The organism is Aquitalea pelogenes (assembly GCF_001515305.1).
In the GTDB taxonomy this organism is placed as follows: Bacteria; Pseudomonadota; Gammaproteobacteria; order Burkholderiales; family Chromobacteriaceae; genus Aquitalea; species Aquitalea pelogenes.
Map to the genome: position 1 here is coordinate 32958 of NZ_LNQV01000008.1, position 15358 is coordinate 48315.

The following is a 15358-nucleotide window of genomic DNA, read 5'->3' on the forward strand; positions in this document are numbered from 1 at the left end:
GATTCTACTGCCTTGGGGCGGTTTCGTTCAAAAAAGACTCGTCGCTGCGTTTTTTGCCGGTGGCTTCCAGCGCCTTCAGGTAAAAGCGGATCAGGTCGGCCAGTGAATCCACCCCCAGCTTGCTGAACAGGTTGGCGCGGTGCACTTCGATGGTGCGCGGCGACAGGTCCAGCTGGCGGGCGATTTCCTTGCTGGACAGGCCGTCGGCCACCAGTTCCAGCACTTCACGCTCGCGGCCGCTGATGCGGGCCAGCTGGTTCATCACTTCCTGGGTTTCTTCATCCTGCTGCTGTTGCTGGATGCTCAGGCGTATGCCCTTGCGCAGGCTGTCGATCAGACGGTTCTGGTCGATGGGCTTGGTCAGGAAATCAATGGCACCGGACTGGAAAGCACGGCGGCACTGTTCGATATCACCATGGCCGGTGATGAAGACAATGGGAATGGACAGGCCGCGTTCTACCAGTTTTTCCTGCAGGGCAAGGCCGGTGATCTGCGGCATGCGGATATCCAGCACCATGCAGCCGATTTCACCTTCGGTATAGGTTTCAAGGAATTCCATGGCGCTGGCGAACGTCACCGTGCGCATGCCCTGGGCCATGATCAGCAAGGCCAGTGAGTCGCGTACGGCCGGGTCGTCATCCACAATGAAAACGGTGGGCATCATGTACTTCATTAACGGTCATCTCCTGCAACAGCGATTGCTGTTTATGTGCCAGATACGGCAAGGCCAGGCCCGTTGCCTGTCTGGCTGTCAGCAACGGGAAGCATGGGTGGTCTTGCCGGGTTCGTGTGCTTGTGGCGGGGCATGGCGACCGGGTAAGGGCAGCTCCCGAAGTCAATGCGCTCCATGATACCCGTGACCGCCTTGTCCGGTCTGCCTTTTGCCGGCATGTGCTGCCGGTATTGCTTGCTTGTTGCAATGCCGCAAGCAGCGCCAGCCAGCGCGAATGTTATCAGCATAATGGCTGGCTGGCTGCACGGACTGCTGTCATGGTGATACTTTATCGGCGGTTTGATGTCGCCGGGTCAGTATCGTCATGGTTTCAGCCAGTCGGCAAACTGGCGGCGCAGCTTCAGCTGCTTGGGCTGAATGACAGCCTGGCAGTATGGTTGCTCGGCGTTACGGGCAAAGTATTGCTGATGGTAGTCCTCGGCCGGATAAAACTGGCTGGCCGGCTCCAGCTTGGTGACGATGGGTGCGGCAAAAATGCCTTGTTGTTCCAGGTCGGCCATCACGGCCCTGGCCGTCTCCAGCTGCTCTGCATCATGATAAAAGATGGCGGAGCGGTACTGGCTGCCCACATCATGTCCCTGTCGGTTCAGGGTGGTGGGGTCGTGGGTGGCAAAAAATACCTGCAACAGCTGACGATAACTGATGATGGCCGGGTCAAAACGGATCTGTACTGCTTCGGCATGGCCGGTGTGGCCGCTGCAGACGCTGCGATAGTCAGGGTTGGGCGTCTGCCCGCCGATATAACCGGATTGCACCTGGCTTACCCCGTTGAGGGCGAGAAAAATACTCTCGGTACACCAGAAGCATCCGCCGGCCAGGGTGGCTTTGTTCATTGCGCTCTCCATTTTATGGGGGTAGGTACGCTGTTTCGTCGGGGCTGGCGGGTGAATCTTACACGCCTGAGCCAAATAGCTGGTACGCGGCAGCGACGGTTTTGGTCTGGATTTCCACCGTGTCGCTGATCGGGTTGGCATAGCCCCCAGCCATGGTGATGACCAGTGCGGCACCGCTGTCCCGCACTTGCTGCATGACCAGCTGGTCGCGTTGCAGCAAACCCGCCTTGCTCAGTGCCAGCTTGCCCAGCCGGTCACCTGCATAAGGGTCGGCACCGGCCAGGTAAAACACGATATCGGGCTGTTGTTGCAATAGCGCGGGCAAATGCCGTTGCAGCCGGGAAAGGTAGCTGGCGTCGTCGGTCTGGTCGGGCAGGTCGATGTCCAGCGAGCTGGCTTCCTTGCGGAAGGGAAAGTTCTTTTCGCCATGCATGGAGAAGGTGAACACGCGTGGTTCATCGCGGAAAATGGCGGCCGTGCCATTACCCTGATGGACATCCAGATCAATGACCAGAATGCGGCGCACCAGGCCTTCTTGCAGCAGCAGGCGCGAGGCCACGGCTACATCATTGAATACACAAAAGCCGCTGCCCTTGTCGTGATAGGCATGATGGGTGCCCCCGGCCAGATTCACCCCGCAACCATGCAGCAAGGCGGTGCGGGCGGCGGCCACAGTGGCACCGACCGAGCGACGCGAGCGCTCCACCAGTTGCGGCGACCATGGCAGGCCGATTTCACGCCAGGCGCGTGGCGGCAGGCTGCCATCCAGCACCTGGGCGACATAGTCTGCTGCATGTACCTGTTGCAGTTCCCATGCGCTGGCCGCCGGGGCTTCCTCCATCAGGGGGGCGGCAAATTGCGCCACTGCGGTGGCCAGCAGCTGGTATTTTTCAGCCGGGAAACGGTGGCCTTCCGGCAGCGGCAGGGCAAACTGGTCGGTACGGTAAATGCGCATGGACTGTGTGGCTAGAACAGTTTGACGGGTGAGAAGCGTGGCAGGCTCTCGCCTTCGTGGATGACGGTTTCCAGGAACATGCCGGCAGGGCGTGTCCACAGTTGATAATCGCCATAGAGCGCGCGATAGGCCACCATGGGTTCATGCGTTTCAGAATGCAGACCCAGCCCGAGCACTTCGTAAAGATTGCCCCGGTAATGACGATAAATGCCGCGTGGAATGTCCATCTGTGTTCCTTGTCGGTTTCTGCTGGGCCGCCAGCATGGCGCTGCCGGGCAGTGCGGTCAAGTATTCTTGCCATCCCAGTAATACACCCGGAATTCGGTATCCAGCACAAAGCCGTTACGCTCGTACAGTCGCTGTGCCCGGGTGTTGTCGTGGGCGGTTTGCAGCATGATGTCGCCACCACCCAGGCTGATGACATGGGCCTGACAGGTTTGCAGCAGCTGCTTGCTGACACCGCTGCCGCGGTAGTCCGGTGCGACATACAGATCGTGCAGCAGCCAGTTGGGTTTGAGCGTCAGTGAATTGAAACCGGGATACATCAGCGCAAAGCCGACGGCCACGCCGGCGTCCTCCGCCAGCCACAGGCAGGCCTCGTGCTGGCGTATGCGGGCTTCGAGAAACTGCAGGCAGTCCGCATCGCTTTGCTGTACATGATAAAAAGCCAGATAAGCCTGAAACAGCGGCAGGCAGTGTTCAAGCTGGTGTGGGGTGACAAGGCTGATCTTCAAGGTCATGCATTCGCTCCCGGGCAGTGATTCCGTTACAATAGCGCCCTTTTTTCAGCAGGTTAAGTCATGAATCTGATGCTGGCCCCGATGGAGGGTCTGGTTGACCCCATCATGCGGGATGTACTGACCCGTCTGGGCGGTATCGACTTGTGTGTAACCGAATTTGTCCGGGTCACCAATGTGCTGTTGCCCACCCGTACTTTTCACCGGCTGGCACCGGAATTGCTGAACGGTGGCAAAACCCGCGCCGGAACAACAGTGCGGGTGCAGTTGTTGGGCTCGGACCCGGTCTGTCTGGCGGAAAATGCCGCCAAGGTGGCCAGCCTGGGTGCGCCGGGGGTGGACCTGAACTTTGGCTGCCCGGCACCCACGGTCAATCGTCATCGTGGCGGGGCGGTACTGCTGACCGAGCCGGAACTGCTGCACGCCATTGTCAGGCAGGTGAGGGCGGCTGTTCCGGCCGAGATACCGGTAACCGCCAAGATGCGGCTGGGCTATGAGGACAAGAGCCTGGCACTGGACTGCGCTGCTGCCTTGGCAAGTGCCGGGGCAGCCGAGCTGGTGGTACATGCGCGTACCAAGGTGGAAGGGTATAAGCCGCCAGCCCACTGGGACTGGATTGCCCGTATCCGGGAGCATGTCACGGTGCCGGTTATTGCCAATGGCGAGGTATGGACCGTGGCGGATTACCATGCCATCCGGGCGCAAAGCGGCTGTGAGCGGGTAATGATTGGCCGGGGGCTGATTGCCGCGCCCGACCTGGCACTGCGCATTGCGGGCGACCAATCCGACACGCCCATGGCCTGGCAGGCCCTGATGAAATGGTTGCTGGATTTCTACCAGCAGTGCTTTACCGAGGCAGGGGAGTCGCGCTATCCGCCAGCACGGCTCAAGCAGTGGCTGGGGCAGTTGAAAAAAACCTACCCGGAGGCGGGTGACTTTTTCGAAGTGATTCGCCGCGAAACTTCTGCTGAGAATATTCTGAGAGTAATGCAGGATATGTCTGTTAAGTAAATTCACCCATAGCCAATGCCAGGTGCAAACGTTAGGATGAAAACGTGCTTGGTTCTTGGTATGGATCCAGGCGCTGTATGACCGGCTGCCCTCAGCTTCCGGTCGTTACACTTCCCCGATACCCTGTTAATCCCTCCCCTTGCGGGAGGGTTTTTTTTGCCTGCATGGCCATCAGGATGATCTGGTCAGCCCCACGACGCCAATCTGGCCGATGAGAACGGGGCTGTCGCTGGGAGTAAACCAAATGAAATCAGACCAGGCATGCTGGTCTGATGATGTTGTCGCGACAGGGGAAACTTGCCCGGACGCGCGGTCTAGACGAACTGCACCGGGACAAAGTAGCTGCGACCAGTGCGGGATACCAGCACCTGCGGTTGTCCGGCGCGGACTTCACGAAAAGCACGCGGCAGACGGCGCCAGTCCATGAACTTCATCTTGATCAGGCTTTCATCGATTTGCATCATGCGCTCCTTTACGAGACCGGGTGAATGACGTTGGTCACCACACCCCAGATAAACAATGCCGCTTCTTCCGGCACTTCGATTGGCGAGTAAGCCGGGTTCTCCGGCATCAGGAACAGGCCGCTTGCCGTTTTTTCCAGCCGCTTGACGGTAAGCTCGCCGTTGATGACCGCCACCACCACCTTGCCGCTGCGTGCTGGCAGGGCGCGGTCGACAATCAGCAGGTCGCCATCGTGAATGCCGGCATTGATCATCGAGTCGCCTTTCACCGTCACCATGAAGGTACTGGCAGGGTGGCTGACCAGATGGGCATTCAGGTCGATGTCGGCTTCTTTCAGGTCATCGGCGGCAACGGGCGAGCCGGCAGGTACCCGGCTGGCGAACAAGGGCAGTGACAGCTGGCTGAGGGTTTCCGACAGGGTGCGGATATCCTGGGTGTCCGCTGTTCTGACCGTACGCAGCTGGCGATATTCAGCCAGCCAGTTTTCCAGCAGTGGCCGCAAGGGTTCCGGCACACGCATGGCTACGGTTTTGTCACCACCGAATGCCGATTTGCGTCCGGCACCATCTCGTTTGCCTCCTTGTGCCATCTTGGCTCTTCCTGTTTCGCTTGCGTTGAATTGATTGTGTACAAATTCAAATGACTTGGCAATGCCAATGTGAAAATGCCGGGTTTTAGTGTGGCATTCTTGCTGTTCTTGATATTTTTCAATGAATCAAGTCATTGAAAATAAAAGACAAATACTATTTCTGCTTGCGCGGTGCGCTGGAAGTGCCATCCGGGGCCGCAAACAGCAGAAACAAACCGGCCTGCTGGCTGACGCCCAGCTTGGCGTACAGATTGCGCCGGTGCACCTTGGCGGTATCCAGTGAAATGCCCAGCTCACGGGCAATGGCCTTGGTGGAGTGCCCGGCCAGAATCAGCAGGGCGACCTGCACCTCACGCTCGGTCAGTTGCGGATTGCCGCGCTGGCGCAAGGCATCTTCCAGCCTTGACTGGCGTTCCACCGGGTTGTCGCGCTGCTGTTCGATCAGGCTGGTGTCAAATTGCCATGCCTTGCGCAGCAGGGTCAGCAGCCAGGGGCTGAATAACTGGCAGCTGCCAATCTCGCTGGCACTGAAGCGCTGACGGCTGGCCAGCGACAATGACAGCACGCCCTGGCCGGCAATGGGCAGCAGGAATTGCAGCTCGTCTTCCCCGACATTGCGGCTGAAATACTGGCGGTAGTATTCGGTGTCACGGAAGGAATCCGGTGCCACATCGTCCAGCCGATACAGGCCGGGCATCGGATTTTGCTGGCTGAACGCATAGAAGGGGTCAATGCGGTACAGCCCGGCACGGTAGTCGGCAAACAGGTCGTCCGCTGCGAGGTTGGCGGCATGGTCCGCCAGGATCAGCGGTGGCTGGTCAGCCTGGAACAGCAGCACTACCCAGGTATCGAAGGTGGCAATCTCGCCCAGAAAACTGGCCAGCACCGGCCAGAAGCGTGGCTCTCCCAGTTGTTCCAGCAATTTCCCCAGCCGGTGATGAAAGGCCAGGTCACTCACGGCGATCTGCATGTCTGTTCTTGCTCCTGTTTCGCTATTGGCCATGGTTTTGCATGATGCCGCAACTGTTCTGCCCCGGCGCTACCCCCAAGGGGTGAGTGGCCTCACCCATCAAGGCGATGGGCGGGGTGGGGCAGTCTGCCTAGACTGTGGCCATCGCATGTCAGTCGTATGTGGAGTCGCGACTGGCTAAACCCGACAGGAGAGTAGCATGTTGTCATCGAAAGATCTGTCATTCTGGACGGCTTGCGCCAGCGCGCTGCAGCCTGCTGCACAGGCCTATATGGATGGCCGGCTGCAAGATGCAGTAGATGGCCGCCAGTTTGCCAGCATCTGTCCGCATACCGGCCAGACCATCGCCATGGTGGCGCGCTGTGCACAGGCAGATGTTGACCTGGCAGTGAGCGCCGCACGACGCAGCTTTGAGGCCGGGGACTGGTCGCGGTGCCATCCGCGAGAGCGCAAGCCAGTGCTGCAAAAACTGGCGCAACTGCTGCGCGACAATGCCGACGAACTGGCCTTGCTCGATTGCCTGGACATGGGCAAGCCCATCTCGGATGCGCTGAATATCGACGTGCCGGCCACGGCGGCCTTGTTCGACTGGTATGCCGAAGCCTGCGACAAGCTGTATGACGAAGTGGCCCCCAGCGGCCCGGATGCGCTGGCGCTGGTGACGCGCGAACCGGTGGGCGTGGTGGCGGCAGTGATTCCGTGGAATTTCCCGTTGGACATGGCCGCCTGGAAAGTGGCACCGGCGCTGGCGGCAGGCAATAGCGTGCTGCTGAAACCGGCCGAGCAGTCGCCGTTGTCTGCCATCCGTCTGGCGCAGCTGGCCAGCGAGGCCGGTCTGCCGGCCGGTGTGCTGAACGTGCTGCCCGGCTATGGCGAGGAGGCCGGGCAGGCGCTGGGCCTGCATCCGGACATCGACTGCCTGTCGTTTACCGGCAGCACCGAAATCGGCAAGCGCTTTCTGGCGTATTCCGCCGCTTCCAACATGAAAATGGTGTGGCTGGAGTGCGGTGGCAAAAGCCCGAATCTGGTGTTTGCCGATTGTGCCGACCTGGACGCGGCGGCACGCAAGGCGGCCTTTGGCATCTGCTTCAATCAGGGCCAGGTGTGTTCTGCCAGCTCGCGCCTGCTGGTGGAAAGCAGCATCCACGACCGTTTTGTCGAAAAGGTGCTGACCGAAATGGCGCATTACCAGCCGGGCAATCCGCTGGACCCGGCCACGCGGCTGGGCACGCTGGTGGATGCCGGGCATACCGGCCGGGTGCACGGTTTTATCGAGGACGGCGTGCGGCAGGGCGCGCGCTTGCTGGCTGGTGGCGAGCGGCTGCGACTGGGTGACAGTGACTGCTATTTGCAGCCCGCCCTGTTTACCGGAGTGACGCCGCAGATGCGTATTGCCCGCGAAGAGATTTTCGGCCCGGTGCTGTCGGTGCTGCGTTTTGACAGCGAGGTCGAAGCCATTGCCATGGCCAATGACAGCATTTACGGCCTGGCGGCTGCGGTATGGACCGACCAGCTGCAGCGGGCCCACCGCGTGGCGCGTGCCTTGCGCGCCGGTACTGTCTCGGTCAACACCGTGGACGCACTGGACCCCGGCGTACCGTTTGGCGGCTGCAAGCAGTCCGGCTTTGGCCGCGACCTGTCCCTGCATGCGCTGGACAAGTTCAGCCAGCTCAAAACCACCTGGATCAGCCTGTAAGCCGGTGCCCCGGCATGGAGACCACAATGCACACCAATCAGAAGCAACGCAGTACCGCCGACTATCAGGCCATGGATGCCGCTCACCATATTCATGCCTTTCTGGACCAGAAAGCCCTGAACGAGGAGGGGCCGCGCGTCATCACCCGTGGCGAAGGGCTGTATGTGTGGGACAGCGAAGGCAAGCAGTATCTGGACGGCATGTCCGGCCTGTGGTGCACCAATGTCGGCTATGGCCGGCAGGAGCTGATTGATGCCGCCACCCGGCAGCTCAAGGAACTGAGTTACTACAATATGTTTTTCCATACCACCCACCCGGCGGTGGTGGAGTTGTCCGAGCGGCTGTTTTCCCTGCTGCCCGGCAGTTACAGCCATGTGATCTATACCAACTCCGGCTCCGAAGCCAATGAAGTGCTGATTCGTACCGTGCGCCGCTTCTGGGACGTGATGGGCCAGCCGGACAAGAAAATCTTCATCGGCCGCCACAATGGCTATCACGGCTCCACTGTGGGCAGCGCCTCGCTGGGTGGCATGGCCTTCATGCACGAAATGGGCAATCTGCCGATTCCGGGGGTTGAACACATTGACGAGCCAGACTGGTATCGCCACGGCGGCAACCTCAACCCGGCGGAATTCGGCCTGCAGTGTGCCCGCGCGCTGGAGCAGAAAATCCTGCAACTGGGCGCGGACAAGGTGGCGGCTTTTGTGGCCGAGCCGTTCCAGGGTGCCGGTGGCATGATTTTTCCGCCGGAAAGCTACTGGCCGGAAATCCAGCGTATTTGCCGTCAGTACGATGTGCTGCTGTGTGCCGACGAGGTGATTGGCGGCTTTGGCCGTACCGGCGAATGGTTTGCCCATCAGCATTTCGACTTCCAGCCCGACACGCTGAGCATCGCCAAGGGGCTGACCTCCGGCTACATCCCCATGGGCGGGCTGGTGCTGTCGCGGCGCATGGCGCAGGCTCTGATCGACAAGGGCGGAGTGTTTGCCCATGGCCTGACCTATTCCGGTCACCCGGTGGCCGCCGCCGTGGCGCTGGCCAATCTGGATGTGTTGCAGGGCGAAGGCATGGTGGATGCCGTCAAGCAGGATACCGGCCCCTATCTGCAACGCTGCCTGCGTGAAGTGTTTGCCGATCACCCGCTGGTGGGCGACATCCAGGGCACGGGCATGGTGGCGGCCTTGCAGCTGTGTGAAGACAAGGCCAGCCGCAAGCTGTTTGCCAATGAAGATGATATCGGCTGGCGTTGCCGTAGCCATGGCTTTGACGAGGGGCTGATCATCCGCTCCACCCATGGCCGCATGATCATGGCACCGGCACTGGCCATCACTCGCAGCCAGGTTGACGAGCTGCTGAGCAAAACCCTGCGGGCAGTCGACCGTACCGCCCGCGAGCTGGGCATATTGTAAGCCCCGCCACCGGCATCCTTACAGAGCCGTTCAGCGGCCAGACCTTGCCGGGACCACTCCTTCAGCACAGCGCCATCGTTCCCGCCACCGGTCAGCCTGGCCGGTGGACGGGTGTTGCCAGTCCGCACTACAGGAGTTTCACCATCATGCGCTTCACACCCACCCTGCGCCGTCTTGCCTCCGCCACGCTCTGCTGTCTTGGCCTCACCGCCCAGGCGGCCGAGCTGCATGTCTACAACTGGTCGGACTATATCGGCGAGCAAACCATTGCCAGCTTCGAAAAACAGACCGGCATCAAGGTGAAATACGATGTCTACGACAGCGATGACACCTTGCAGGCCAAAATGCTTACCGGCCGCGCCGGTTACGACGTGGTGGTGCCCACCTCCAACTACATGGCGCGTCAGGCCGCCGCTGGCATCTATCAGCCGCTGAACAAGGCGTTGCTGCCCAATCTGGCCAATCTGGACCCGCAGCTGATGAAAATGGTGGCCAGTGCCGACCCTGGCAATAAATACGGCGTGCCCTATGCCTGGTTTACCGACGGGCTGGGGCTGAACCTGAACAAGGTGAAGACGGCGCTGGGCAATGATGCGCCACTGGATAGCTGGGACCTGCTGTTTGACCCGGCCCGGCTGGGCAAGCTGAAGAGTTGCGGGGTATCGATGCTGGATCAGGCCAGCGATGTGTTTGCCATCACTCTGCATTACCTGCACAAGGACCCGAACAGCAAGAATCCGGCCGATTATCAGGCGGCGTTTGAAACCCTGAAGAAAATCCGACCCTATATCACCCAGTTCAATTCTTCCGGCTATATCAATGACCTGGCCAATGGCGATGTCTGTCTGGCGGTAGGCTGGTCGGGCGATATCGGCATTGCCCGGCGCCGGGCGGCAGATGCCGGCAAGCATTACCAGATTGCCTACGTCATTCCCAAGAGCGGCGCGCCGTTTTCGGTGGATATGATGACCATACCGAAAGATGCGCCCAACCCGGCAGCGGCGCACCAGTGGATCAACCACATCCTGCAGCCGGATGTGCGGCCGGCATCACCAACAAGGTGTTCTACCCCACGCCCAATATCCCGGCGCGCAAACTGGTGCAGCCTGCCATTGCCAGTGATGCCGGCATCTACCCGCCGCCCGCGGTGATGCAGACGCTGTTCCTGTTGCAACCTTTGCCGACAGATATCCTGCGCTTGCAGAACCGCTTGTGGACGCAACTGAAAACAGGGCGTTGAAACCGTGGCACATCCTGTAATCCGGGATGTTGTTGCTGGTGTGGCCAGAATCCGTGTCAGTGGCGAAGCAGGGCGGATAATCAATCGTGACCGTTGAATATCCGGGCGGCACGGGGTAGTCTCTGCAGCCGTCCCGTTACTGCCGTGCAGATGGCTGCAGGCAAGGGATGAACAGGAGACAGCAATGCGAGTACAGGCAAATCCGGCCGATATCGGTCGTTGTGGCTGTGGCCGGCGCGACTATTGTGATGGTAGCCATGGCCTGACCGAAGAGCAGTGGCAGGCCCGGCTGGCCGAAGAGCAAAAGCAGGCAGACGAGCAAGCCGCTGCTGCGGACTTTGGCGACGATTGAAGCCAGTCTGACAGGCCTTGCTCAGTCAAGCACAAACAGCCCGCACATCCGGCAGGATGGCGGGCTGTTTGCTTGGGTGAAAGCTTATTTCTTTTTGTCGCCAGTATTGGCCGGGGGTTGCAGGTAGCTGGCCATGCCTTGCAAGGAGTTTTGCATGCTGGAGAGATGTTCCAGAGCCAGGCCTTGCAAGTCTTCCTGTGCCTTGGACAGGATGCCGCAAAATTCGCCAGAGCACTCCATGGCGCGGTTGGCATTGGCTTTGGCCAGGTCGCTGATCTGGCTGATGGCTTCTTGTGGCGTGCTGGCCTGGCTCAGCGCGTGCAGTGACTTGGCGTAAGTATCCAGATGCTCGCGGCTGGTGCTGATCTGGAAATTGACCAGTTGTTCGACGTTGTTCATCGAGACTTGCAGGAATTTCAGCGTGATATCCACGCCGGCAGTCTGATTTGGCTGGGTAGACTTGTCGTTGGATGACATGGTGCTTCTCCTTGGGGACTGGACGGTAGCGGGGAAGGGCAGTTGTTGCGCGTGCAACAGCTGCTTGGAGTCATCTTCCCGCTAATCGTTCAGCATTTTCCCTGTCCAAGAGGAGTGGCCGACAGGGGGCGGCACGAGCACGGTCAATGCTGTTTCACCCCAGGGCGCGGGCAATGAAGTTGCGTGGCACGCGTGGCTTGGGTACCCGGCCACTAAACCAGTTGCGTACGTCCTGATCCAGCCCGATGCCGTGCATGAAGTTGTACAAGGCCTTGTTGAGCGCCTTGCCCATGGCGTCGTGATCGGTGCCGGTAGGGTCGATGAAGCCGACATCGTTCTTGGCGAAGCTGACCGGCGGCAAGGGTTGCAGGGTGACGCCGTATTCTTCCGGGTTCTGGCCTACCGGCGAATGCACGGTGCAGGCAAAGCGGTGGAAGAAGCCGGACTGGATGCAGCCGGTATCAAACAGCTGGCGTACGTATTCCAGTGCATCCACCGTGTCCTGCACCGTCTGGGTGGGGAAGCCGTACATCAGGTAGGCATGCACCAGCACGCCTGCTTCGGTAAAGCTTTGCGTCACCCGCGCCACCTGTTCCACCGACACGCCTTTTTTCATCAGCTTGAGCAGGCGGTCCGAGGCCACTTCCAGCCCGCCGGAAATGGCGATGCAGCCACTTTCTGCCAGCAACTGGCACAGCTCCGGCGTGAAGGATTTCTCGAAGCGGATATTGCCCCACCAGGAAATGGACACATTGCGGCGCAGCAGTTCTTCGGCCAGCGCGCGCAGCATCTTGGGTGGTGCGGCCTCGTCGACAAAATGGAAGCCGGTCTGGCCGGTTTCGGCAATGATGGCCTCGATACGGTCCACCAGCGTGCTGGCGGAGGCGGTTTCGTAACGCGAGATGTAGTCCAGTGTCACGTCGCAGAAGCTGCATTTTTTCCAGTAGCAGCCATGTGCCACGGTCAGCTTGTTCCAGCGCCCGTCGCTCCACAGCCGGTGCATGGGGTTCAGCATGTCGAGCAAGGACAGGTAGCGGTCGATGGGCAGACCGTCCCAGGTGGGGGTGCCGACTTCCTCGAAGGGGATGTCGGCTTCCATCATGTTGATGTAGCGGACCTCGCCGCCTTCGCGCACGAAGGTGCGTACCAGGCGCGATACCGAACGCTTGCCTTGCAGGTGTTCCAGCAGGGCCAGCAGCGGTTTTTCGCCATCGTCCAGCGTGATGAAGTCGAAGTAATCGAATACCCGTGCTTCTTTGAGTTCGCGCAGCTCGGTATTGACGAAGCCGCCGCCCAGCACGGTGCGGATGGCCGGCCAGCGCGCCTTGATGGTCTGGGCGATGCGGAAGGCAGCATATACCGAGCCGGGGAAGGGCACCGACAGCAGCACGATGTCCGGCTGATGCCGGGCAATGGCTTCTTCCACCAGCTGTTGCAGGGTGTCGTCCACCAGCGTGGGTTTGCCGGCCAGCGCCCGTGCCAGCGGGTCGAAGGTGGGCTGGCTCATGGCCAGCGATTCGGCATAGCGCACGAATTCAAAACGCTCATCCACCGCTTCGCGCAGCACGTCGGCAATGTCATTCAGGTAGAGCGTGGCCAGATGGCGGGCGCGGTCCTGCTGACCCAGTGCACCAAAAGCCCAGGCTAGCGGGTCGCCGCCATAGGGGTCGTCCGGGTCCACATACACTTCCAGCGCGGCAAAACGCTCGCCCTCTGGCAGGAAATTACGGCCGCAGATGCGGTGCGCCACGGTGGAGTCACGCCCTTGCAAAAAGGCAATGACCGGGCCGATGGTGGCCAGGTAGCGCTCGAACTGGCCGACAAAGCTGTGCAGCTGTGCACTGCGTTTTTTCGGCGGAATGGTGTCAAGCTGCTGGCGCACGGCTTGCAGGCCACTTGCCGAAAACAGTCGCAATACCAGCTGCAAGGCCAGGTCTTCCTGAAAGGCGGTGACCTGGCGCGAGCGCAGAAAGCCGGTGATATAGGCGGTGGACGGATAGGGCGTGTTCAGCTGCGTCATCGGCGGAATGAGCGACAACACGCGTGGCGACGCATTGGCTGTGGACGTCTGCATGGGGGTGGTATTCAACTGCATGGCTTTCATTGATTGCTGCGGCCCGCCGCAGATGGGGCTTGGCGGCGACGGGCGGTATTCAGGATGTGCGCGGCGCGGCGGGCAGGCTGGCCAGTAATTGCTGGATCGCCTGCAGGCTGTCGGGCCGTACCAGTCGGGCAACTTCCTGTCCGTCTTGCAACAGCACCAGCGTGGGCCACAGCTTGACCCGGAAGCTGCGGCCGAGGCGACGGCCTTTGCCGTCTTCTATCTTCAGGTGGGGCAAGTCCTGGTACTGCTGCATGGCGCTGGCCAGCAATGGTTGCGCCGCCTGACAGTACTGGCACCAGGGTGCACCGAATTCCAGCAGCAGCGGACCGGGCTGCGTCGCCAGCTGTTCGGCGCCGGGTTCTTGATCCTGTGGGCTGAAGCTGCTGCAAAAGGCCATGGCGGGCTCCTGTCGGCAAAGGCAGCAGAGGATAACACTGTTGGGCAAAAACGCCCGGCTTCCTTGTGCAGAAAGACGGGCCGGTTGCTGTCATGCGACAGGCTCAGCGGCTGGCGAGCTGGCTGCCAAGGCGTGATAAAAACGCATCGCAGGCGGCCAGTTGCTCCAATGCCAGCCATTCGTCCGGCTGGTGCGCCTGGGCGATGTCGCCGGGGCCGCACACCACGGTGGGAATGCCGCAACGTTCGGCAAACAGCCCGCCTTCGGTGCCAAAGGCAATCTTGCGTGGCGGGGTGTGGTCGTTCAGCAGATCCTGCACAAAGCGCACGACGTGGGCATCCGGCGGAGTGAGCAAACCCGGATAGCTGGTTTTTTCCGTGAAGCCAAAACCGCAGTCGGGGTCCACCGCCTGCATTTCCGGCTGTAGCACCTGCAGGGCATGATTGCGGATGGCGTCCAGCAGGCTTTGCGGCGGGTCTTCCGGCAAATGGCGGATTTCAAAGTCGAACTGGCAGTGCGCGGGGATGATGTTCAGCGCGGTGCCGCCTTGCATGGTGCCGACGTGCAGGGTGCTGTAAGGCACTTCGTACAGCGGATCGAACGGGCCGTGCTGACGTCGCTGCCGGGCCAGGCTGCGGATGAAGCTGACCAGTTCGGCAGCGTATTCCACCGCGTTCACCCCGGCCGTCGGGTTGCTGGAATGGCCTTCGTGCCCCCGCGCTGTCACCCGCCAGGCAGTCTTGCCCTTGTGGGCGGCCACCAGCTTCATTTGTGTCGGTTCGCCAATGATGCCCATGGCAGGTAGGACCGGCAGCCCGCCCAGCACTTCCAGCAAGCGGCGCACGCCGATGCAGCCGATTTCCTCATCGTAAGTGAAGGCCAGGTGCACCGGCGTGTGCAGCTGGCTTTGCGCCAGTTGCGGTACCTGGGCCAGCACACTGGCAAGAAAGCCTTTCATGTCAGCCGTGCCGCGGCCATAGGCCCGCTCGTCGCGGATATCCAGCTGGAACGGGTCGCTATGCCATGTCTGGCCATCTACCGGTACCACATCGGTGTGGCCGGCCAGCATCACGCCGGGGCGGTCGGTGGGGCCGATGGTGGCGTACAGATTGGCCTTGCTGCCGTCTTCGTTTTCCACGATGTGGCTGCTGATGCCATAGCCAGCCAGGTAGTTTTTGACAAAGCGGATCAGCTGCAGATTGCTCAGCCGGCTGGTGGTGTCAAAACCGGTCAGCGTGTTGAGCAGGGTAAGGGATTCCATCAAACGTCTTTCCATGAAACCGCAGCATGCGGTGTGGCGGCCAGGCAAGGGCCGTGCGTCAGTTTACACCCCGGCCATGCCGATTGCGGCGGCCGGGCATTGTTTTTGCGTTACGCCTTGGGCAAGGCAGCT

At 60.7% G+C, this 15358-nt stretch carries 17 protein-coding genes; 5 read left to right on the plus strand and 12 right to left on the minus strand.

Going from position 1 to position 15358, the window contains the following annotated elements; all coding sequences use genetic code 11:
* Nucleotides 1-4 precede the first annotated feature (4 nt).
* From AWT75_RS04935 to AWT75_RS04960, 5 genes are all read right to left on the minus strand, one after another.
* Nucleotides 5-673 carry a response regulator transcription factor gene (locus AWT75_RS04935; protein ID WP_062787864.1) on the minus strand — a complete coding sequence of 223 codons (669 nt, stop codon included), beginning with the start codon at nt 671-673 and terminating at the stop codon, nt 5-7.
* Nucleotides 674-1035: 362 nt separating this feature from the next.
* Nucleotides 1036-1566 carry a peptide-methionine (S)-S-oxide reductase MsrA gene (gene msrA, locus AWT75_RS04945; RefSeq protein WP_062787868.1) on the minus strand — a complete coding sequence of 177 codons (531 nt, stop codon included), beginning with the start codon at nt 1564-1566 and terminating at the stop codon, nt 1036-1038.
* A gap of 58 nt (nt 1567-1624) precedes the next feature.
* Complete coding sequence (locus AWT75_RS04950; RefSeq protein WP_062787871.1) at nt 1625-2521, minus strand: histone deacetylase family protein; 897 nt, start codon at nt 2519-2521, stop codon at nt 1625-1627.
* Between the two features lie 11 nt (nt 2522-2532).
* Nucleotides 2533-2748: a DUF1653 domain-containing protein gene (locus AWT75_RS04955; protein ID WP_045847383.1), complete on the minus strand. Its 216-nt coding sequence runs from the start codon at nt 2746-2748 to the stop codon at nt 2533-2535.
* Nucleotides 2749-2805: 57 nt separating this feature from the next.
* Complete coding sequence (locus AWT75_RS04960; protein ID WP_045847382.1) at nt 2806-3261, minus strand: GNAT family N-acetyltransferase; 456 nt, start codon at nt 3259-3261, stop codon at nt 2806-2808.
* Between the two features lie 60 nt (nt 3262-3321).
* On the opposite strand from AWT75_RS04960, the gene AWT75_RS04965 reads away from it, so the two are divergent.
* Nucleotides 3322-4269, plus strand: coding sequence for a tRNA dihydrouridine synthase (locus AWT75_RS04965; RefSeq protein ID WP_062787873.1), 948 nt, complete (start codon nt 3322-3324; stop codon nt 4267-4269).
* 314 nt (nt 4270-4583) lie between these two features.
* On the opposite strand, the gene AWT75_RS21870 is transcribed toward AWT75_RS04965, so the two are convergent.
* The 3 genes from AWT75_RS21870 to AWT75_RS04975 all read right to left on the minus strand — a co-directional run bounded on the left by AWT75_RS21870 (nt 4584) and on the right by AWT75_RS04975 (nt 6290).
* Nucleotides 4584-4733 (minus strand): hypothetical protein, encoded by a 150-nt coding sequence (locus AWT75_RS21870; RefSeq protein ID WP_156156974.1) that lies wholly within the window; start codon nt 4731-4733, stop codon nt 4584-4586.
* Nucleotides 4734-4741: 8 nt separating this feature from the next.
* Nucleotides 4742-5320 carry a LexA family protein gene (locus tag AWT75_RS04970; protein ID WP_045847380.1) on the minus strand — a complete coding sequence of 193 codons (579 nt, stop codon included), beginning with the start codon at nt 5318-5320 and terminating at the stop codon, nt 4742-4744.
* A 154-nt stretch (nt 5321-5474) separates the two neighbouring features.
* Nucleotides 5475-6290 (minus strand): helix-turn-helix transcriptional regulator, encoded by an 816-nt coding sequence (locus AWT75_RS04975; protein ID WP_062787875.1) that lies wholly within the window; start codon nt 6288-6290, stop codon nt 5475-5477.
* A 199-nt stretch (nt 6291-6489) separates the two neighbouring features.
* On the opposite strand from AWT75_RS04975, the gene AWT75_RS04980 reads away from it, so the two are divergent.
* The 4 genes from AWT75_RS04980 (at nt 6490) to AWT75_RS21875 (ending at nt 10987) form a co-directional block, all read left to right on the plus strand.
* Nucleotides 6490-7986 carry an aldehyde dehydrogenase gene (locus AWT75_RS04980; RefSeq protein WP_062787878.1) on the plus strand — a complete coding sequence of 499 codons (1497 nt, stop codon included), beginning with the start codon at nt 6490-6492 and terminating at the stop codon, nt 7984-7986.
* Nucleotides 7987-8012: 26 nt separating this feature from the next.
* The gene (locus AWT75_RS04985) at nt 8013-9395 is read left to right on the plus strand and encodes an aspartate aminotransferase family protein (protein WP_062787880.1); all 1383 of its coding nucleotides are present in this window, start codon (nt 8013-8015) and stop codon (nt 9393-9395) included.
* Between the two features lie 146 nt (nt 9396-9541).
* A complete protein-coding gene (locus AWT75_RS04990; protein ID WP_204376880.1) occupies nt 9542-10546 on the plus strand; it encodes an extracellular solute-binding protein in 1005 nt (334 codons plus the stop codon).
* A gap of 273 nt (nt 10547-10819) precedes the next feature.
* The gene (locus tag AWT75_RS21875; protein WP_156156973.1) at nt 10820-10987 is read left to right on the plus strand and encodes a hypothetical protein; all 168 of its coding nucleotides are present in this window, start codon (nt 10820-10822) and stop codon (nt 10985-10987) included.
* 84 nt (nt 10988-11071) lie between these two features.
* Here AWT75_RS21875 and AWT75_RS04995 read toward each other — a convergent pair whose 3' ends face one another.
* From AWT75_RS04995 to argE, 4 genes are all read right to left on the minus strand, one after another.
* A complete protein-coding gene (locus AWT75_RS04995; RefSeq protein WP_062787882.1) occupies nt 11072-11464 on the minus strand; it encodes a phasin family protein in 393 nt (130 codons plus the stop codon).
* Nucleotides 11465-11618: 154 nt separating this feature from the next.
* A complete protein-coding gene (locus AWT75_RS05000; RefSeq protein WP_239689472.1) occupies nt 11619-13559 on the minus strand; it encodes a B12-binding domain-containing radical SAM protein in 1941 nt (646 codons plus the stop codon).
* 58 nt (nt 13560-13617) lie between these two features.
* Nucleotides 13618-13965 (minus strand): thioredoxin family protein, encoded by a 348-nt coding sequence (locus AWT75_RS05005; protein WP_062787884.1) that lies wholly within the window; start codon nt 13963-13965, stop codon nt 13618-13620.
* 103 nt (nt 13966-14068) lie between these two features.
* Complete coding sequence (gene argE / locus AWT75_RS05010) at nt 14069-15226, minus strand: acetylornithine deacetylase (RefSeq protein WP_062787887.1); 1158 nt, start codon at nt 15224-15226, stop codon at nt 14069-14071.
* Between the last annotated feature and the right edge of the window lie 132 nt (nt 15227-15358).